This window comes from Youngiibacter multivorans (genome assembly GCF_017873395.1).
Classification (GTDB): Bacteria; Bacillota; Clostridia; order Clostridiales; family Clostridiaceae; genus Youngiibacter; species Youngiibacter multivorans.
In genome coordinates this window covers 116,309-136,554 of the sequence record NZ_JAGGKC010000005.1, presented here as the reverse complement: position 1 = coordinate 136,554, position 20,246 = coordinate 116,309, and the positions used below count along the sequence as shown (strand labels likewise).

19 protein-coding genes are annotated in these 20,246 nt (G+C 47.8%); 14 read left to right on the top strand and 5 right to left on the bottom strand.

What is annotated here, in order from left to right; translation table 11 throughout:
- Positions 1-7 precede the first annotated feature (7 nt).
- Genes J2Z34_RS04575 through J2Z34_RS04565 form a run of 3 tightly spaced genes read left to right on the top strand, consistent with a single transcriptional unit; the run spans position 8 to position 3,805 of the window.
- Positions 8-1,771, top strand: coding sequence for a V-type ATP synthase subunit A (locus J2Z34_RS04575; protein WP_209458681.1), 1,764 nt, complete (start codon positions 8-10; stop codon positions 1,769-1,771).
- Positions 1,764-3,152, top strand: coding sequence for a V-type ATP synthase subunit B (locus J2Z34_RS04570; protein WP_209458680.1), 1,389 nt, complete (start codon positions 1,764-1,766; stop codon positions 3,150-3,152). The genes J2Z34_RS04575 and J2Z34_RS04570 overlap by 8 nt, the downstream gene beginning before the upstream one ends.
- Before the next feature lie 2 nt (positions 3,153-3,154).
- The gene (locus J2Z34_RS04565; RefSeq protein WP_209458679.1) at positions 3,155-3,805 is read left to right on the top strand and encodes a V-type ATP synthase subunit D; all 651 of its coding nucleotides are present in this window, start codon (positions 3,155-3,157) and stop codon (positions 3,803-3,805) included.
- 85 nt (positions 3,806-3,890) lie between these two features.
- Here J2Z34_RS04565 and J2Z34_RS04560 read toward each other — a convergent pair whose 3' ends face one another.
- A complete protein-coding gene (locus tag J2Z34_RS04560) occupies positions 3,891-5,066 on the bottom strand; it encodes a carboxylate--amine ligase (protein ID WP_209458678.1) in 1,176 nt (391 codons plus the stop codon).
- A gap of 252 nt (positions 5,067-5,318) precedes the next feature.
- Here J2Z34_RS04560 and J2Z34_RS04555 point away from each other — a divergent pair, with 252 nt between their 5' ends.
- The 8 genes from J2Z34_RS04555 (at position 5,319) to J2Z34_RS04520 (ending at position 11,079) form a co-directional block, all read left to right on the top strand.
- A complete protein-coding gene (locus J2Z34_RS04555) occupies positions 5,319-6,515 on the top strand; it encodes an FprA family A-type flavoprotein (protein WP_209458698.1) in 1,197 nt (398 codons plus the stop codon).
- 110 nt (positions 6,516-6,625) lie between these two features.
- A complete protein-coding gene (locus J2Z34_RS04550; protein ID WP_209458697.1) occupies positions 6,626-6,865 on the top strand; it encodes a DUF1292 domain-containing protein in 240 nt (79 codons plus the stop codon).
- Positions 6,865-7,257 (top strand): hypothetical protein, encoded by a 393-nt coding sequence (locus J2Z34_RS04545; RefSeq protein WP_209458677.1) that lies wholly within the window; start codon positions 6,865-6,867, stop codon positions 7,255-7,257. The genes J2Z34_RS04550 and J2Z34_RS04545 overlap by 1 nt, the downstream gene beginning before the upstream one ends.
- A 361-nt stretch (positions 7,258-7,618) precedes the next feature.
- Entirely contained in the window at positions 7,619-7,789 is a 171-nt protein-coding gene (locus J2Z34_RS04540) for a DUF896 domain-containing protein (RefSeq protein ID WP_209458676.1), read from the top strand.
- A gap of 15 nt (positions 7,790-7,804) precedes the next feature.
- A complete protein-coding gene (hprK, locus tag J2Z34_RS04535; protein ID WP_209458675.1) occupies positions 7,805-8,752 on the top strand; it encodes an HPr(Ser) kinase/phosphatase in 948 nt (315 codons plus the stop codon).
- Positions 8,753-8,840: 88 nt separating this feature from the next.
- Positions 8,841-9,263: a Fur family transcriptional regulator gene (locus J2Z34_RS04530; RefSeq protein WP_209458674.1), complete on the top strand. Its 423-nt coding sequence runs from the start codon at positions 8,841-8,843 to the stop codon at positions 9,261-9,263.
- Positions 9,264-9,328: 65 nt separating this feature from the next.
- On the top strand, positions 9,329-10,210 hold the full coding sequence (locus J2Z34_RS04525; protein ID WP_209458673.1) for a DMT family transporter: 882 nt from the start codon (positions 9,329-9,331) through the stop codon (positions 10,208-10,210).
- Between the two features lie 218 nt (positions 10,211-10,428).
- Positions 10,429-11,079: a YczE/YyaS/YitT family protein gene (locus J2Z34_RS04520; RefSeq protein ID WP_245250509.1), complete on the top strand. Its 651-nt coding sequence runs from the start codon at positions 10,429-10,431 to the stop codon at positions 11,077-11,079.
- Between the two features lie 102 nt (positions 11,080-11,181).
- On the opposite strand, the gene J2Z34_RS04515 is transcribed toward J2Z34_RS04520, so the two are convergent.
- From J2Z34_RS04515 to J2Z34_RS04500, 4 genes are read right to left on the bottom strand one after another with little or no spacing between them, the layout of a single operon-like run.
- Positions 11,182-11,589, bottom strand: a complete 408-nt coding sequence (locus J2Z34_RS04515) for a VOC family protein (RefSeq protein ID WP_209458672.1) — start codon at positions 11,587-11,589, stop codon at positions 11,182-11,184.
- 34 nt (positions 11,590-11,623) lie between these two features.
- Entirely contained in the window at positions 11,624-12,445 is an 822-nt protein-coding gene (locus J2Z34_RS04510; protein ID WP_209458671.1) for a PHP domain-containing protein, read from the bottom strand.
- Between the two features lie 10 nt (positions 12,446-12,455).
- Positions 12,456-13,682, bottom strand: coding sequence for a hypothetical protein (locus tag J2Z34_RS04505; protein WP_209458670.1), 1,227 nt, complete (start codon positions 13,680-13,682; stop codon positions 12,456-12,458).
- Between the two features lie 29 nt (positions 13,683-13,711).
- Complete coding sequence (locus J2Z34_RS04500) at positions 13,712-18,526, bottom strand: cytidyltransferase (RefSeq protein WP_209458669.1); 4,815 nt, start codon at positions 18,524-18,526, stop codon at positions 13,712-13,714.
- A 126-nt stretch (positions 18,527-18,652) separates the two neighbouring features.
- On the opposite strand from J2Z34_RS04500, the gene J2Z34_RS04495 reads away from it, so the two are divergent.
- The 3 genes from J2Z34_RS04495 (at position 18,653) to J2Z34_RS04485 (ending at position 20,242) form a co-directional block, all read left to right on the top strand.
- Positions 18,653-19,009 (top strand): hypothetical protein, encoded by a 357-nt coding sequence (locus J2Z34_RS04495; protein WP_209458668.1) that lies wholly within the window; start codon positions 18,653-18,655, stop codon positions 19,007-19,009.
- A 12-nt stretch (positions 19,010-19,021) separates the two neighbouring features.
- A complete protein-coding gene (locus J2Z34_RS04490) occupies positions 19,022-19,969 on the top strand; it encodes a DUF4097 family beta strand repeat-containing protein (RefSeq protein ID WP_209458667.1) in 948 nt (315 codons plus the stop codon).
- An 84-nt stretch (positions 19,970-20,053) separates the two neighbouring features.
- Positions 20,054-20,242, top strand: a complete 189-nt coding sequence (locus J2Z34_RS04485; RefSeq protein WP_023389074.1) for a ferredoxin — start codon at positions 20,054-20,056, stop codon at positions 20,240-20,242.
- Positions 20,243-20,246: the final 4 nt, after the last annotated feature.

The following is a 20,246-nucleotide window of genomic DNA, read 5'->3' as shown; positions in this document are numbered from 1 at the left end:
GCTTAGATTGAAAGTAGGAAAGATAATCAAAGTATCCGGTCCCTTGGTTGTTGCCGAGGGTATGGATGACGCCAACGTCTATGACGTTGTCAAGGTTTCAGACAATAAGCTCATCGGAGAGATAATAGAAATGAGAGGCGACAGAGCCTCCATACAGGTATACGAGGAAACTACAGGCATCGGACCAGGAGAGCCGGTCTATACGACAGGCAACCCTCTTTCGGTCGAGCTGGGACCAGGACTTCTTGAGTCCATGTTTGACGGCATCCAGAGACCTCTGACCTCTATTAGAGAGCTGGTGGGGGACTTCCTTGTAAAGGGAGTCGAGGTACCCGCCCTTGACAGGGAAAGGGTTTGGCATTTTGTCCCCAAGGTAAAGGCTGGAGACAGCATTTCTCAGGGTGACATCATCGGAACAGTTCAGGAAACATCGATAATAGAGCACAGGATAATGGTGCCAAAGGGAATTTCAGGTGTCGTCAAGACGATAGCTGAAGGAGACTTCACTGTTGCAGACACTGTTTGCACCCTTGAGGACGGAACTGAAATCAACATGATCCAGAAGTGGCCTGTAAGGCGCGGAAGGCCTTATGACCACAAGCTAAATCCTGATGCGCCTCTTGTTACGGGACAGAGGGTCATAGACACATTCTTCCCGGTTGCAAAGGGCGGTACAGCTGCGGTTCCGGGACCTTTCGGTTCAGGAAAGACGGTTGTTCAGCATCAATTGGCAAAATGGGCAGATTCAGAGATAGTAGTATATGTTGGCTGCGGAGAGCGTGGAAACGAGATGACTGACGTTCTTATGGAGTTCCCTGAGATAAAGGACCCTAAGACCGGAGAATCACTCATGAAGAGGACTGTCCTCATAGCCAACACATCCAACATGCCTGTTGCGGCCAGAGAGGCCTCAATATACACAGGCATAACAATAGCGGAATATTTCAGGGACATGGGATACTCCGTAGCCATAATGGCTGACTCAACCTCCAGATGGGCTGAGGCCCTGAGGGAAATGTCCGGAAGACTTGAAGAGATGCCTGGCGATGAAGGATATCCGGCTTACCTGGGATCCAGAGCCGCCGACTTCTATGAGAGGTCAGGAAAGGTAGTATGCCTTGGATCTGACGGAAGACAGGGAGCGATAACAGTAATAGGTGCGGTATCACCTCCTGGTGGAGACATCTCCGAACCTGTATCGCAGGCGACCTTAAGAATCGTCAAGGTATTCTGGGGACTGGATGCGAACCTCGCGTACAGAAGGCACTTCCCTGCGATCAACTGGATGAATTCCTACTCGCTATATCAGACCAAGGTAGACAAATGGATGGACGCCAATGTTGAGAACACCTTCGCCTCAAACAGGGCAAAGGCAATGGCTCTTCTTCAGGAAGAATCAGGACTCCAGGAAATAGTAAGGCTTGTCGGAAGGGACTCACTTTCCGAGGGCGACCAGCTCAAGCTGGAAGCCGCAAAGTCAATCAGAGAGGACTACCTTCAGCAGAATGCGTTCCACGAAGTGGATACATACAGCTCGCTGGAAAAGCAGAACCTCATGCTGAAGTGCGCGCTTGCCTTCTATGACGAAGGAAAGAGGGCTCTGGACAACGGCATATACCTTAACGACATAATCAAGCTGAAGGTCAGGGACAGGATCGCAAGAATGAAGTACCTGCCAGAGAGCGAAATATCAAAAATCAACGAGGTTATGAAGGAGCTTGTCAAAGCCGTGGACGACCTCATAGAGGAAGGAGGAATCCTTAATGCTTAAAGAGTACAGGACCGTCCGCGAAGTCGTCGGACCGCTTATGGTTGTCGACGGAGTTGAAGGAATTAAGTACGAGGAACTGGTGGAGATCGAACTCCAGACCGGTGAGAAGAGAAGAGGAAGAGTCCTTGAGGTCAACGGGGACAAGGCCATGGTACAGCTATTCGAAGGTTCATCAGGAATCAACCTGAGGGACACAAAGGTCAGGTTCCTTGGCAAGCCGCTTGAACTTGGAGTTTCTGAGGACATGATAGGAAGAATATTCGACGGGCTTGGAAGGCCAAAAGACGGCGGACCCAAGATCATACCGGAGAAGAGGCTCGACATCAACGGAGTCCCTATAAACCCTGTATCAAGGGACTACCCTTCAGAGTTCATACAGACAGGAATATCAGCAATTGACGGACTGAACACGTTGGTCAGAGGACAGAAGCTGCCCATATTCTCAGGATCAGGACTTCCGCATGCAGAACTTGCAGCTCAGATTGCAAGGCAGGCGAGAGTTCTTGGCAAGGGCGACAAGTTCGCCGTTGTATTCGCGGCAATGGGTATAACCTTTGAAGAGGCACAATTCTTCAAGGATGACTTCAACAAGACCGGAGCTATAGACAGGGCAGTGCTTTTCATGAACCTTGCTGACGACCCGGCCATAGAGAGAATAGCAACACCAAGAATGGCGCTTACATGCGCAGAGTACCTTGCCTTCGAAAAGGGCATGCATGTACTTGTAATACTTACTGACCTTACCAACTATGCTGAGGCCCTCAGAGAGACATCAGCTGCCAGGAAGGAAGTACCAGGAAGAAGAGGATATCCCGGATATCTGTATACCGACCTTTCAACGATATATGAAAGAGCCGGCAGGATAAAGGGAAGAAGCGGATCCATAACTCAGATCCCGATACTTACCATGCCTGAGGACGACAAGACTCATCCAATCCCTGACCTTACAGGATATATAACCGAGGGACAGATAATCCTCTCAAGAGACCTGTACAAGAAGGGAATCCAGCCTCCGATAGATGTTCTGCCTTCGCTTTCAAGGCTGAAGGACAAGGGTATCGGAAAGAACAAGACCAGGGAAGACCATGCCGATACAATGAATCAGCTCTTCGCAGCATATGCGACCGGTAAAGAAGCCAAGGAGCTGGCGGTAATACTTGGTGAATCAGCACTGTCTGAGACTGACAAGGCATTCGCGGATTTCGCAGATGCATTTGAGAAGAGATATGTCAGCCAGGGCTATGACAACAACAGGGAAATAAAGGATACGCTTGAACTTGGATGGGAGCTTCTGACTATACTTCCAAGAAATGAGCTGAAGAGGATAAGGGACGAGTACATTGAGAAGTACATGCCCCAAGAGACCAAAGGAGTTGAATAGCCATGGCTAAGCTCAATGTGAACCCTACCCGAATGGAGCTCACAAAGCTCAAGGTTAGGCTGTCCACCGCTTCCAGAGGCCACAAGCTCCTCAAGGACAAGCAGGATGAGCTCATGAGAAGGTTCATCGAGATGATCAGGCGAAACAAGGCCCTGAGAGTCGAGGTGGAAACGGAACTCCAGAAATCCTTCAAGGAATTTCTGGTAGCAAGTGCCATAATGTCTCCGGAGTTCCTTCAGGAAGCTGTCGCTTTCCCTAAGGAAAGCATAACAGTGGACATCAAGAAAAAGAACATAATGAGCGTCAACGTTCCTGTGATGAATTTCATAAGGAAGCTCGAAGGCGATGAGGGCAGCATATATCCTTACGGATTCGCCCAGACCTCCTCTGAGCTTGACGACGCCATTTCAAAGCTCTACTCCATAATGCCAAAGCTCCTTGAGCTTGCAGAGGTGGAGAAATCCTGCCAGTTGATGGCCGACGAGATCGAGAAGACCAGAAGAAGGGTAAACGCACTGGAATACAGGACTATACCTGAACTGAAGGAGACCATCAAGTTCATCAGGATGAAGCTTGACGAGAATGAGAGAAGTACGATTACAAGGCTCATGAAGGTCAAGGACATAATCCAGAAATCGCAGGAAACAGCATAATAAAGAAAGGGCAGCATGCAAATCAGCATGCTGCCCTTTCTGTTCATTGTGGCAATATGATACTGTTGTACTCTGGGCGTCTGTTTCAGCTCTTCTTCCGGACCTTGCCGTAAACCATCCTGAGGAATGCAATTCCAGGCATGGGGTCACCAAGCTCAAGGATGGCAGGAGCCTTTCTCTTAAGCAGCGAGAGAGCCATTCCTGACTTTGAAAGCTGTCCGGCCCTTGCATATTCCCTCATGGCAAGAAGGTCTTCGTAAAGATATCTGAAGTAGATTCCGCTGTCATAGGTCTTCCTGTCATGAAGGATAGTCTCTCCAATCATTTCCCTGTAGGCAAGAAGGGGAAAGTTAACGCCGGCCTTGTAGAGCAGGCTGTTAAGGTTGGTTGTCCTTGCGTTTATCTCGATAAGGTAGTACTTTCCTGTCTTCGAATCCTTCTTGTACTCTATCTCGCCGAAGCCTCTGTATTCAATGTCCTTGAAGAATTTCCTGCTCATTTCATGGAGCTCGGGAACCAGCCTCTGCTCGGTATATACTGAAGCACCGAAGTTTATCGGAAACTGCCTGTGCTTCTGGCATGTCATCCAGTGGGTAACGTCAGAATGTTTGTCAAGGTAAGCGTCGTATGTATACATATGGTCGTCGAAGCCCGGGATGATCCTCTGGACCACGCCGCCCATGCCTGCTTCCATGATGGTGTCCCTGTATTTTTTAAGGTCGTTACTGCCCTTCAGAAGGAAGTTCTTGACCCTGAACTTTGCGACGAACTGCGTTGATTCTGTAGGTTTGAGAATGCATGGATAGCCGATGGTTTTATCGACCTTTTCTACAATATCGGGATCATCCAGCTGGACGCTTTCAGGCACCGGCATCCCGTATTTAATTGCCAGCTTCTCAAGTGAATCCTTCATCAGTGCGTCTGTCCATTTGCCCTTCCTGTCCATTGGAAACAGGTAGTGCTCCTTGAGGATATCAAAATTCTTGTCGATGAATTCGACATATGGGTCACCGCTTGGAAACAGCACAGGCTTTCTGTCCTGCTTCTTCGAGTATTCCACCATATACCTCACAAGCCTTTCCTCCTCCTTCCTGTAATGGGGGACGATCAGCTGCTCCTTGAGATATTTGGATTTTGCACCGTACGTGTTTTCAGTTGAATAATCCATTGAAACGGTATAGATTCCTTCTTTGCCTAGACATCTTATTATTGACAGGCCTATATAGTAATTTGAGCCAAGAATGACTGCTTTATTCTTCATTTTAATCCTCCTGTGCTTCCTAACTATACTATAATACAATTTCTGGCACATGGCATTCAATAGTTTCGCAGCATCTTAATCATCATCATTTTCCAATACCTTGCTTGTATGTTTTTGCAGGAATGCACAAATGAAAAGTGTTTGCACACAAATGTCATTGAAACAAATTTATAATCATTATAAAAAAGTAGTGCAAAGCAAACATAAATTTGATACAATATAATTGTTAAAAATTGATATGAGGTGATTATGATGGCTGCAAAGCTTTTAAAGGAAAATCTATACTGGATTGGCGTGGAAAACCCTGAGCTCAAGGTATTTGACATCATCATGGAGACTAAGAAGGGAACGACCTATAACTCCTACCTGCTGGTTGGAGAGGACAAGGTCGCTGTCGTGGACAACGTGAAGAATCCGTTCTATCCGGAATTCAGGGGAAATATTGTATCTGTCATCGGTGACAGGAAGGTAGACTATATAGTGACGCTCCATACGGAATGTGACCATTCGGGGACGATTGGAAGCCTTCTGGATGATTATCCCGATGCACAGGTAGTATCCTCCAGGGCTGCAATGAATTACCTGAAGGACATTCTGAACAGGGAGTTCAGCTGGATAGATGCCAGGGACAAGAGTGTACTCCCCCTTGGAAAGGACTTAAGCCTTGAATTCATATCTGCCCCCAACCTCCACTGGCCGGATACCATATTCGCATATGCAAGGGAAATGAAGACAATGTTCACCTGTGATTTCCTCGGTTGTCACTATGCAGAAGAGGAAGCCCAGTCTGCTGATGACGCAGGAAGCTACCTTGAAGAGATGAAGTACTACTTTGATGTCATAATGGGACCGTTCAAGGGCTTCGTGAACAAGGCGCTGGACAGGCTTGAGGACTATGAATTTGACATGGTATGCGTAAGCCATGGGCCGGTGCACACAGAGGATATAGGCTTCTACTTGGAAAAGTACAGGGAGTGGGCTGCCTTTCCTGAAAACTACCAGCAGGACATTGAGATACTTTACGTATCCGCATATGGCAACACAGCGGATGTGGCTAACCATATCGCAGAAAGGCTCAGGTCAAAGGGTGAGACTGTCCATGTGAATGACATTACAGAAATAGGGATAGAAGAAGCATCGAGGAGACTGGAGGAATCAAAGGCGTTCCTTGTTGGGTCACCCACGATCAACAGGGATGCCGTCCTGCCAGCCTGGGAGCTTCTTGGACACGCTTCAGCCATAACGAACAAGGGAAAGGTCTGCGGAGCCTTCGGGTCCTATGGCTGGACAGGAGAGGGTGTGCAGCTTCTGACTGAAAGGCTTTCAGGTCTCAAGATGAGTCCGGTTGAGGGGTTTCGGTTCAAGTTCGTGGCATCTCTCGAGGAGTACATGCAGGCAGATGAGTTTGCTGACAGGTTCCTCGCCAGGGTTCTGGAAAAGTGCAGATAGGATTTAATTGGATTTCTTTCTTAGATGTTCGTTGAAGCATTCTCACTTAGGTGTTATTATTTAATCAGACAAAAAAAAGATGCAGGGGGTGCACTTTGGAACGTGAGATAATGAAGTTCAAGGATGAAGATGGCAACGTGGTGGAGCTTGAAGCCGTGGCGAGGGTATATGTGGAAGAACAGGAGTACCTCGTACTTGCCCCCCTTGACGAGAACAGCGAAGATGAGTTCGTATTCAGGGTGGACAAGGATTCTGAAGGCAAGGAGGAGCTCAATGCGGTCGAGGATGACGTGGAGTTCCTGAAGGTAAAGAAGGAATACAAGAATCTTTTATACGGTGAGGTGGAATAATGGAAAAGAAGGATATCATCTCCATGATGGAGGACAAGGGACTTAGCGACATAGAGACACTAAAGGACGAAGAGGGTGTCCTTGTTGTCAGGGCATTCTATGATTTTGACGACGAGGAGCTGGCATCCGCGGCAAGCTTTGCAAAGGAAGAGGCCGAAGAGGAGAGCGACGAATACTACTTTGACCATATGTTCCCGTTTCTCACAGACCTTGCCGTTGACAATATCGGCGACATAGTTGAGGAAATAATCGAAGACGAGAACATAGACGGGCAGTTCATTACCTACGATATCGACCCGGAAGACTATGGTACAATAGAAGTCATCCTGATGTTTCTGAAGGATGACCTTGATGTTGATTTTGAAACAGTGCTTGAAGAGCTGAGCCTCTGATAAATGCCGTTACTCCATGGGGGACAAAGAACTTGGCAGAATATTAAGTTAATTTGTTGAGAGGTTTGTTGTAAATGGCCTGAAGTATGATATAATCTAATTAGGAATCCTGAGATGTACGCGTAGCCTATAAATTCAACCTACATTACAAATCCGGGATCTCCAACAAGATGGATGATATCAGACTTAAGGTAGTAGCTACACCTTCTCCATGGAACGTAAGGAGATAGAATTCCACCTGAGGGGAACCCACCTGCATAGAGCAGGTATGGATCAATAGGTGAACGGCATGTCGGGAAACTAGAAAGTTTGTGGTTGCTCTGCATTTATTGCAGAGCAATTTTTATTAAGGAGCATTATAATGGAACATGATGAGCTTGTAGCAAAGATAAACGAGTATTCAAGGATAGCCAGGGAAAGGGATCTTACCCTGGAAGAGACAGTTGAACGTGAAAAGCTAAGAAGAGAATATATTGACAGGGTGAAGGGAAACCTTAAAGGAAGCCTTGAGGGGATAGAACGCAAAAAATAATCGGGGGATATGTCGATGGCTGTTACAGTGGAAAAGATAATCAAGGAATTCGATATGGAGGTGCTGGTAAAGGGTCCTGAGAACGACGTCATAAACATAACCGACGTCAACAGGCCGGGGCTTCAGCTAGCAGGCTTCTACAATTACTTCAGCAGGGAAAGGATCCAGGTCATTGGCCAGGGGGAATGGAGCTTTCTCGATGAACTCATACCTGAACTCAGGAAGAAAAGGCTAGGAAGGTTCATGAGATACAACATTCCGTGCCTGGTAATAACCAGGGGTCTTGAGCCCCACCAGGAGATTGTGGATGCAGCGAAGACCTACAAGAGGTGGCTGCTTAGGACCAGTGAATCAACCACAAATTTCATATCGAAGCTCACCCTGTACATAGCCAACGCCACCGCACCTGAAACCAGGATGCATGGCGTTCTTGTCGACATCTACGGCATGGGAGTGTTCATAACAGGTGAAAGCGGCATAGGAAAGTCCGAAGCCACACTTGAACTGCTCAAGAGAGGCCACAGGTTGGTTGCTGATGATGCAGTCGATATCAGGGAGGTTGACGGAATCCTTAGGGGCAGGTCCCCTGAGATCACCTTCGGCATGATGGAGGTGAGGGGTCTTGGAATAATTGACGTCTCAGCGCTGTTCGGACTGTCTACAATGGTACAGAACAAGAGGCTGGACATAATTATCCACCTTGAACACTGGAGAGACGACGGTGATTATGACCGCCTTGGTATGGATGAATACCAGGATATCCTTGGCGTCAAGGTAAAGAAGATAACCGTTCCTGTCAGGAGTGGAAGGAACATATCCATAATCATCGAAGCTGCTGCTGCCAACTACAGGCATCAGCGTGTAACGAAGGTATCTCCTGCCGAGGTCATCGACCAGAGGATGCGGGAGGTAGCTACAAGGGACAAGCTTGGCGATTATTCCAGCATGGTTGACCTGGATTAGAACCTGGATCAGAAAATGGTTACTTTTCCATGCAAATCTGTTAAAATATAATTGATATAAATTGGAATGATTATAAGGAGGTGTCGTGATGGCGGTGAAGAACATCGATGTTTATCTGAGGGAAAATGGAGTCAAGCCCTCATATCAGAGAAAAAGGATTTATGAGTACCTTATGAACACGCATAACCATCCCTCCATAAACGACATCTATGATGCCCTGATAGGGGAAATTCCAACTCTCAGCAAAGCGACAGTATACAACACCATGAATCTCTTCATCGAGCACAAGCTGATTGAGATACTGCCCATTGAAGCGAAGGAAGCAAGGTTTGACATCTACAATCCCATGGAGCACGGACATTTCAAGTGCGATGTCTGCGGCAACATATTCGACGTCACCATAAAGGTGCCTGTATCTGAGCTTTCAGGAGACCTTGAAGGATTCGAGGTAACCCATGAGATATTCAACTTCAGGGGAGTCTGCAAAGACTGCCTTGAGAAAAAAGACTGATAAGATCAATGCCGGCTGATTACAGCCGGTTTTTAATTCACTAAGGATGAAGGGACTGTTGGATGATGAAAAGATACAAGGGTGAAGCGGGGTTGCTTCTGGTTGCGATGATATGGGGAAGCGGGTTCATAGCAGGAGCCATCGGCCTTGATTACCTGACGCCTTACCAGGCTATGGCAGGCAGGTTCTTTGTCTCATCGCTGCTGCTTGATGTTTTCTTTTTCAAAAGGCTTAAAGGAATGAGAATTGAAACCTTGAGGAAGGGCATTATAATTGGGATATTCCTTTTCGGAGCCTTTCTTCTCCAGACACTGGGTCTTGAGCTTACGACACCTTCAAGGAACGCATTTCTAACAGCAGTAAATGTAGTGATAGTACCGTTCCTTGGATTCATATTGCTAAAGAAGAAGCTGAACTGGAAGGAAACCTCAGGTGCGATACTTGCTTTAATTGGAGTAGGAGTGCTTTCACTTGACCTGTCAGGCTCGATAAATCCGGGAGATTTCCTGAGCTTTCTCTGCTCAATAGCGTTTGCCTTCCACATATTCTTCACAGGGATGTACTCGCAGGAAGAAAGCGCCATAGACCTTACGATTATTCAGATGAACGTTTCATTCCTTCTGTCGGCAATCGTACTTGCAGCAAGAGGCGGTACAATGCTTGGTGCTCAGCCTGAGGGCTATGCTGCCATAGTGTACCTGGGAGTCTTTTCAACTACCATAGCATTCTTCCTTCAGACATACAGCCAGAAGTTCACGAATGAAACGAGGGCTGCTGTAATAATGTCCACAGAGGCACTTTTTGCCACAGTTTTTTCTGTAATTGTGTTCCGAGAGGTTATTTCAACAAGGATGATAGTAGGGGCCTCACTGATATTCCTGGCGATACTTTTTCCCATGGTCTGGAAGTCAAGGGCAGCAGTTACCAAAGCTGCTGAAGAGATATGATAAGGCTTGAACACCTTCATTCAGCATGAACACCTTCATGCTGAATGAATACATAACGGCAGGAAAGCTATCCTGCTTTTTTTTATGTAAATTTTCAGGAATTGAAATAACAGAATTTGAAAATCCGTTGAAGCAGCTATGCTGTTAATGTAGACTCAAGTCATGGGATAGAGGTTCTTGAAGCCTTCTGCCACTTGTCATCAAAGGAGAATTGTCAAATGAAGGAAATCAAAAGATATGCTGCAATGCTCGTACTGATAATAGCAACCGGCATTGGCGCGGCATTTTCGATAAAGGCAGCTGTAGGAGTCGGAGCATGGGATGCCATGACTCAGACTTTGGGATTCCTTACAGGAATAAAAGTAGGCACAATAGGCATGGCAATCAACATATCCTGCGTTGCGGGACAGCTGGTCATCCTCAGGAAGGACTTCAAGTTCAGACACCTGCTTCAGGTACCGGTAAGCATCCTTCTTGGCATGGTGGTCAATTTCGTGCTCTACAACGTACTTGGAGACATTTCGTTTGACAGCTATCTATTGAGGATTGCAGTCCTCGTTTCATCATACACTCTTATAGCCGCATCGGTAGGTGCAATAATGGACCTGGACGCAGTCACATTCGCACTTGAGGGACTCTGCATGGCCGTTGCAGGCAAGACAGGGCTGAAGTTCAGCCATATCAGGCAGCTTGTTGATGTAATCTGCATAATGCTGGTGCTTATTCTTGTAGTCACAATCAAGGTTCCTCTTACCGTAAGGGAGGGGACTGTCATAGGCATGCTGATGTTCGGGCCGATGATTGGATTCTTCATGAAGAAATCAGGTCCTTTGTTCAGGAAGCTGAACCTATCAGCAACCTGTGCGTAGCTCAGGCATAAAATATTCGATAGATGAAACGGGTAAATGATGACAGCATCATTTACCCGTTTTTTAAAGTTTTTGTTCTCTTATTTTAGCTTATCCCTTTAATCACTCAACCTGTTGGAAACCTGCCTCGACAGTTGGACCGTTGGTAGTAAGGCAGAAAGGGTGGCCCGAAGGATCCAGCATTATATGGTATGAGGAATGGAACTGCTTCGGTGAATCTGCCGCGCCTATGCTTCTTGCATAGGAAACTGCTGACTCAAGGTCAGTGACAAAGAAGTCCAGATGGAGCTGCCTGCCAACCGCCGGAGACGGAAAGGTCGGAGGTATGTAGCTTTTCACTGGATATAGGGAAATTGAGATGCATTTGCCCGTAAGTGTCGGAATGACATCCTCCGAATATGGCTCAGGAATGAAGCCCGTTAGAAGCACATAAAAATCCATCATTTTCTTCACGTCTTCCTCACTGCAGTCGATGACTATGGTATCCAGACTAATATTCGGTCTTTCCATAATATGCTTTTCCTTTCAGTTTAAATGTGCTGTTTCACATGAATCTGCTCAAGAAAGGGACCAGATGTTCAGGGTCATATTCAATTGAGGCAAGGTAGCCATGCTTCCTGTCACCCTTGATTCCGTGATAGTCTGAGCCTGCAGTGACAAGAAGGTTCTTCTGTCTCGCAAGAAGCAGCGACTTGTTGGTAAGCTCCTCATTGTTCAGGAAGTAGTAGCATTCAAGTCCGTCAAAATCGTACTCAAGCAGGTCTTCCAGAGTGTTCTTCTTGTAGATGACAGGATGGGCGAGAACGACAACGCATCCATAGCCTTTCAGCAGCTTTATGCCTTCTTCGACAGGAAGATACTGGTTTTCCACATATGCAGGGCTGTCTTTGGATATGAAGTTGTCGAAGATGTAGTCTAAAGTGTACTGCTTGTAGAGCTTCGTTATTTCCTTGGCTACGTGGACACGTGTAAGGACTCCTGTGGAATTGTTCCTGATCTCGTCATAGTCCAGGTCGATTTCAAAATGCTGCTTTAAAAGCTTCAGCATTTTCTTCACCCTGTCGTTCCTGTGGGTGTACTTGTCCTGGAGAAATTCGCAAAGCTCGGTGTTCTTGTAGCTCTCGTCAGTGAAATAGCCGAGGACGTGGATGCTTTCTTCGTTTCGGCTTGTCGTAAGCTCTATTCCGGGTATTAGCTTTACTCCGCTTTCCATTGAGAGCTCAGCAAGCCTTGGAAGGGCAGCTGTTGTGTCATGGTCGGTGACAGCAAGAGTGTCAAGCCCTTCCTTTACGGCTAGAGCCATAAGCTCGTCTGGAGTCAGCCTCCCGTCAGAAGCGGTGGTGTGGCAGTGCAGTTCAAGTCTCATATATATCTCCTTATCTGAAAAAACTTAGCAGAAAATCTTCGCATGCTTCAAGCTTTGGAAGGATGCTCCTCAGCTGGATCCTTTCCGGCTGCGTGAATCCTTCTGACAGCATGCTCCTTGCCCCAAAGAACACCTTTCCGTCGAACCAGGCTGATGCGTGGTATTCTCCGCGTATGGCCTTTACCATCTGTATTGCTCCTGATGAAAGTGCCGGTGCTATATAGGGCTTAAAGCCGGTTTCCCTGATCCTGAAGTTTTCATGCTCAGTCCTTGCTGCCAGATTATCTGATACTTCCTCATCATATTCAGAAAGGGAATTAACAGCGATGATACCTTTTCCATGTGGTCCGTATACCCTGAGGTCGTCTCTGTAGGCTCCAAGCTCTTTCGCTATGTACCTGGCCCTGCCCTCCATGACTCCGAGTCCGAAGCCCCTTATCCTTTCAGGTGCAATGCCGCCGTTGACCATAAGGCTCATGCAGAGCTGGTCAACCGGGTCCGATACTATGAAGTACATTCCCCTGAAGCCTGCTTTTTCCGCATCCTTTGCGTATTGCAGGAGAACAGCACTGTTCTTCTCGAACTGTACCATCCTGACATCCTTAAGATCTGTGCCTAAGGGCGGAACGCCCAGGGAAACTGTGAAAATGAGGATGTCGCAGTCAAGAAGCTCCTGGTATGAGGAGACTATGACCTCAGGCATCGGGCCTCCATCGCTTATCTCATTTACCTCGAGCTCATACCGCCTGAGCTTATTCTCATCGGGGTCGAATATCCTTATGGTTCCGACCTCATCGCCCCCAAGAAGCCTGAGACCTATGAGAAGAGTTCCTCCCACATCTCCGAGACCTGCGATTGAAATCCTTGGCTTCCATGGTATGATCGGCTCAAGGTCGCCCGGGGCCTTTACCATATGGACCCTGAGGCTTCCAAGCGAGTCCTCCTCATCCATCAGTATGCGAACCCCTGTATAGCCAAGGAGCTCCTTCATGCTCTGGGCAACATGCCTGTTCAGCTTTACCCTTTCATCGACGAGGTAGACCGGTGAGCCATCTGCGGCAAGCTCACCTATGTCCGAAAGGCAGTTTTCCTCCTCGTTTTCGGCAACCAGAGCCATCACCGAATCAAGCAGCTCCGGTTCAAGGCTGTCGAGAAAAGCGGGTATGTCGGTTGAACCGCTTCTCCTCGAACATTCAATATATGCAAGTATTTCCTCAAGTGAAAAAGTGTTCCTCATATTATCTCCTTTCAGGCCTTAATATTTCGCTACCTTATGAGCCTGTCGTACCTCATGAGCTGTTCCAGGTCTGACTCCAGATAGCTCGAAGGGCTTCTTGACAGGTCGTAGGCAATGTCCTTGCCCTTGTCTGGTACCCTGGGCATTGTAAATACATGGCCAAGGGAGGATAGCGTAAGCTTCCTTTCATAGTATTTATGGAATTCCTCCTCAAGCACCTTCAGTATTTCAAGGGAGCTCTCGATGGAGACCCTGGAAAGCTCGAAGAGAGCCTCGTTACCGGCTTCAAGTATGAAGTTCGGGGAGGTGTAAGGCAATATCAGGTTTACTGAAGGTATCAGGTTCCTCTCCGGGAATGAGCCTCTCCAGAGGGCATTTCCGCCGATGAACGGGTACAGGTCGATTTCGTTGAACCAGACCTTGAGCCTTGGGATGTAGTAAACCGAGTCCACTGCATAGCCCTTGTGAGCCATGAGGTCCAGTCCTCTCGCCGAGAGGATTCCGGTGATTATCTTCCTGACCTCGATTCCTTCCTTCTTGAGCAGGGGATTCAGTGCCTTCATCCTGTAGCCCTTGTGAAGAAGCGTATCGACCAGTATGACAGGCCTTTTGAACGAGGCCAGTGTCCTTACCTGGTCCTCAAGGGACAGGTAGAAGGGAACCTCCTTGATGGTGAAGTCCTTCATGTCTGAATTGAAGTATTTCTCAGTGTGAAGTGACTTTGTGACAGTGTTCGGTATGAGCTCCCTGTCCAGTATGTCGCCGTAGGGGACGCACATTAGGTCGCCGAGGGTCCTTGGTTCAGTCACCTTCATCGAGACGCCATTTTCTTTGCATATCTTCTGGATCATACCCTGATGCAGCATAAGCGGCTCATAGGGTATCAGAAGGGTACCCGGGAAAAGTCCGCAGATAGCCTTTTGAAGCCGTCCCCTCGCGGTGGAGATCGCAGCAGCAAGCTTCTGGTTGGTCCTGAAGGGATCCTTAAGTATGTTGTCTATGTCGAGGTTAAGGACCAGTGGAGTCCTCATGTCCACATACAGCAGGGGATGCTCGTCTGAAAGCCTTCTGAAGTTGCAGTGCTCCATGATCGAATGGAATCCCAGGTCGTTCAGGAGATCGTGCTTTGGAAGGTATAGGGCATATTCATAATCCCTGGAGGTTGCGAAGGACAGAGTTTCTGTAAGCAGAATCTGCTTGTAGTTCCTAAGCCTGTCAGGAGGGTCCGTGAAGAAGCCGTCAAGGATCATTATCCTTCCCTGGTTCTTTTCCCTGACAAGGTTAGCAAGCCCGGGTTCGCCAACCTCCATCAGTATGTTTTCGCTCCTCGCCCAGTGGAACATCGACATACCCACAGGCCTCCCAGTGTTCATATCCTTCAGGACAAGGACTCTGCCTGAGGGCCTCCTGTAGTTGCTTTTTACAAGGCTACTGATGGTCTCGCTGTCATCTCCGAAGAGGGTCCTGATTTCCGAATCCAGCTCTTCGTTATATGCAGGAGCAATTTTCTTCTCAAGGAAGGACATCTGAAGCAGCGTCTTCTCCACTGGTGTCTTCTGGTAGAAGCCGTTGGTATATATGTATTTTTGTGCAAGAGGGTCTATGAGCGAGGAAATATCCCTGTTTTCATCTATGTTGACCCTTATCTGGGTGGAGCTGATTTCCTTCAGGTCCTTCGGAAGGTCAAGGAACATGACATCGCTTAAGATGCTCCTTATCCTTCTCTTGCTGCTGCGTCCTCTGCTCCTCTCAAAGACCAGGTGCCTCAGGGAATGTATCGAATCTTCAGTAGGTGGTTTCTTGTAGCTTGAGGCATTTTCGACCACATCGCTTCCGCAGACCATGCTTACCTCGCCGTTGAAGGAGTCTTTAAGCATCCTTATGTCCTCTGAGCTGGACAGGTTCATGGGCATGTCCTCAGGATAGAGGTAAAGGCCAAGCTCTCCTGCTGTGCTCATGTTAAGTATGCTTCGCCTCACCTTGTTGGGAAGGGTCTTCTTGGACCACGAGAATTCATCAATCGCAAGATATACCTCGTATCCCAGGTCCCTTATCAGTATGGCTATGTTCCTGTGAGATATTGTGAACGGGTCGAAGGTTCCGGGGAAGAACGCATATCTCTTTGCTTCGGTCAGCTTCAAGTCACCGTGGTCATGTATGTATCCTGACATAAACCTGTATATATGGTTAAGTCCTGCACTTTGGGCAAGGAACAGAAGGTTCCTGTCATCATGGGAAAGGAGAGTCAGAAGCTTCTTTCCGATCATGTCGAACAGCTGCCTCTTGTGCTCGTCTGAAACCATACCAGAAGCAAAAAGCACCTTACCTATGGTTGTGAATGAGGACCTGATTGTCAGCGGGTCGTAGTCGGACAGACCGTAAAGCAGGACCCTGACCATATTCTTTATTCTTTCTGTCTTCTCTTCCTCGGAAAGCTTAAGGTCCCTGAAACCGAACTCAATGAAGGACTCGAGGCTCGTTCCCAAAGTCTTGAGTATGAGGCTCCTGACGGAGGAAGTCGAGGTCTTTACCTTCTGGAGGAGGTCGTCGATGATTTCATCGAATTCCTTGGCTGGAAGAAAAAGGAGAGACTTTCCCAGTGGCTTCGGTATGTATTCGGTGAACCTGTGGCCTTCAATTTCAAGTGCCCTCAGGAGTTCAACCGAAACCTCGTTCCTTTCGTTGGGACTGAGCCTTCCCATAAGCGCCAGGAGCGTGTTTCCTGCAGTCCTCCTGACCGACTCGATGGCAGATACCTTGAGCAGGTTACAGAGGTGTATGGCATTGTTAAGCGCCATGGTGCCGTCACCTGTAAGGGTATAGTAGAGAAGCAGCCTTATTGAGACCCTCTTCACTATCCAGTGGGTGGCACTCTTGAGGTTGGCGAGATAGATTGCGGATATCTCAGACCTCCTTTTTTCAAGCTCATCTGAAAGAGCCTTCCTTTTCGAGGGGTCGCCAAGCCTTGCAGAAAGCCTGAAGAGAAGGTATACCTCCGCTGTCTCGGTTTCAGGCCTGATCTTATGGATCTTTTTCCTGAGCGTTCCGATGAAGCTGTCTGAAAATGCGCCAGTCATGTCCTGTGAGGTCAGCACCTCAAGTGCTGCAAGCCTTTGTATGTAGGTTCCCGACAGCATGTCTGTAAGGTATTTCTCCATGACTGCCGCATCACATGGTATGTGCCTGAGGGATCCTGCAAGGAACAGGGATGTGTCCTCGTTCTTGAGTGAGGAAGCAGTATAGCTTCGCATGACAACCTCTGAATACTCGCATACCCTTGATTCAGGAAGGGCTTTGAAGAGCGACTGCATAATGCCGCCAAGTGAGTATCCGAGAAAGAACCTGTGGCTCTCTATTGTGTTGTGGTCGGGGTACAGCAGGCTCTTCAGCGTTGAATCAAGAAGGTCCTTCCCCTTAACCATTGAGGATGGCTGAGTTTCCTCAAGGGGCAGCTCCTTCCTGTAGTCCTCGTCGAAGGTTCCGATGAGCCTTCCGATTATCTCGCTTGAATGATGCCTGATGTCGTCTTCAGGATGGACAAGGTTTTCCTTCAGGAAGCTGATGACCTGCAGCTTCTGGTTCTGGGTCAGGTATGTTGAATATTCCTCGAGGATCCTTATGTACTCCCTCAGATCCTTCCAGTCCCTAAGGCTTCTGGCCTCTTCCAGCATTGACTCCATGGAGAACTCGTTCCTCAGCTGCCACATGACCCTGATGTTATGGTCGATTGCATGGTATTTGAGCCTGTCCACGATTTCTTTGCCGAAGCACAGGCTTGCGTTCTTGAGGGTTTCAGGGACAGGTTCAGGTGCCGCATAGGCGTCGGTAACAACACCCAGCGTCTTCAGATACTCCTCGAAGTCCTTGAGCTTGGCATATACCTTTTCGTATCTTCTCCTTTTGGCATCATCTACGTTGTCCAGCTTGTCAAGGATCACCGCAAATGAGTCATCAAGGCCGTATATGTACATGGTGTCTTTTCCGTTGACTTTCCTGTTCTTTACCCTGAAGTCGGAGTATATGAGTATGAGGGCCTCCAGTGACAGGTTCTCCAGCTCCAGGTCCCAGGTCGAATGGTTGACCGCTATGTTCCTTATGTAGTTTATCCCATGCTTCTTGAACCAAATGTCTGAATAGTAGTAGTGGAGATAGGGGACTCTGCCCATCTCTCCCTGCTTCACGCCGTACTTCCCGATATCGTGTCCTGCAAGTGCTCCTGATACCCTGCCCAGGTCTATTGTAAGCCCAAGGGCCTTGAGCTGCCTTGCTATCCTCATGCCGACATGGTGCACTCCTGCCACATGGTCAAGTGTGTTGAATCCAAATAGCTCCCTTGAAAGCTTCATGATCTCAAGGATGTGGTCTTCATCCATGGCTTTCATGAATTTGCCGTACTCATCCTCCTCAAGGGCTTCAAACTCCTCTTTTGTGAGGAATGCGAAGCTGTGCACGACGTGGAACTCCCCGGAACCGCTGTGGGATTCCAGCCTGTTAAGTTCCCTGTATGCCGCAGCGTAGATGGAAGCGAAGTCTGATTCAGTCTGGCTGAATTCTCTGTCCCTTGAATCCTTGAAAGCCTTTTTAATCAGATATTCGTATACGTCCTTCAGGTCCATGTCTGGAACATCCATGATTTGTGACAGATGTCCTTTCACCATGCCAAGTAGCGTACCGCCTGAAAAGTCGAGAAGGCTTGACAGGCTGTGCAGGTCCTTGATGAAGGTCTTGTCCGACGAAAGGAACAAGGCTGCATCCCTGCCCGGCCCGAGCCGCTTTAAAAATGCAGGCGAAGAAAGCCTTTTCCTGATGTTATCCTGGAATTCCCTGTTCTGAGATTTTCCCATAGAGATTGCCCCCCAAAGCACACGATATTCTCTGTTCCCCTTTATTATATCCTGATAAAAGCTCGTTTGCATTTTAATTAAGCTTTAATCGAAGGGCGGTATAGTCATTGTATGGAGGGCAGAGCTATGTATGATGACAGGAACAAAAGAGACAAAGACAGATTCATAAAGGGACTGATCATCGCATTTGTGCTGATGGTAGTGGGGCCAGCCATTTTTGGCGTCATCGGGTCCTTGATCATTGCGCTCCTTTCAGTGTCCTTCGGGCTTCTTGTTGCGGCCCTGGCCCTTATCGCCTCTCCTCTCCTTATCCTTCTTCTGCCGGGTACGATTCTTCTGGGATTGCCCGCTGCTGCTCTCTTCTTCATGGGGATAGGGGTATTGGCCCTTTTCGTACTGAGCTTCACGCTTGTAATAAGGATCATAAAGTCAATTGTCATGGGGATAATAGGTATCATAAAGAACATTTTCAGAAGATTTTAGGAGGAAATGGCAATGGATACTTTCAAGAAGATAATTCTGGTCTGCCTTGTAGTGGCTTCAGTATCGTTCGGCATAGGAGCATGGATATTTTACGAGTCAGGATTCAGCATAAATGAGTTCGGAAGTCAGATTGCGAAATTCCTTGAATCAGGGAACCTTCCTATAATCGGGGATAATACGCTTACCCAGGAATTTTCAAGGACATATACATTTTCGGTTGATGATGCCAAAGAGATTTCAGTGGATACAACAATCGGTGACGTAACGGTCATCAGCCATGACGGCGATGAGGTTGTGGTAGACATTACAGGAAGAGTGTCCAGTGGCTACAGGGGAACACTTGAGACCGCATATTCCAGGGATGGAAAGGTTACGGTGGAAGTACTTAAGGATTCAAGCCTCTCCGGCCTTCTCGGGCAGAACGAAGCGAAGATAGTGATCAGCATACCTCACACGGCTCTTGAAGCAATGTCAGTTGCATCCGTATCAGGGGAAGTTGACATGGATGGAATTGAAGCAGGGTCGCTTAAGGTGAGGACAGTTTCCGGGGGTATTGAACTTACAGGAATCGAGGCAGGAAAACTTGATGCCGGAAGCGTCTCAGGAAGCATTGCAGCTGACGGCACTTTCGGAAGAGACGGATCAGATATATCGACGACTTCAGGAAGGGTTGAGCTTATTGGGATTGAAGGCAGGTTTGCAGTAGATACGGTTTCAGGAGAGATTGTAATTGATTCTGCTGAAGTAAATGGCGGAGAAATTGTGACTGTATCCGGCAGCATCACCCTGGAGCTTCCTGAAGGACAGTTCTCATATGACCTGAGCTCGGTATCCAGCAAGATCAGGGTGTCAAGAAACGGGAGCCTGGTTGAGAGCACAGGATCTTCAAAGGAAATCAACGGTACAGCTCCACTATATAAGGTGAAGTCTGTATCCGGAGGCATATCGATAAGTCAATGAAATAACAATGTTCACAATTTGTTCACAATTGTCATTGCAAATTTCTTTATAATATAAGTATCACGTGAAAGGGGGATTATGAGAATGAAAGCATTTGTAGATCAGGATCTCTGTATCGGCTGTGGAGTTTGTGCAAGCGTTGCTCCTTCAGTGTTCGATATGAACGACGATGGAAAGGCTTTTGCTGTTGCAGACGAGGTTGACGGAGCAGACGTTGACGCTGCGAAGGAAGCTGCTGACAGCTGCCCGACATCAGCAATAACAGTCGAGTAAGACA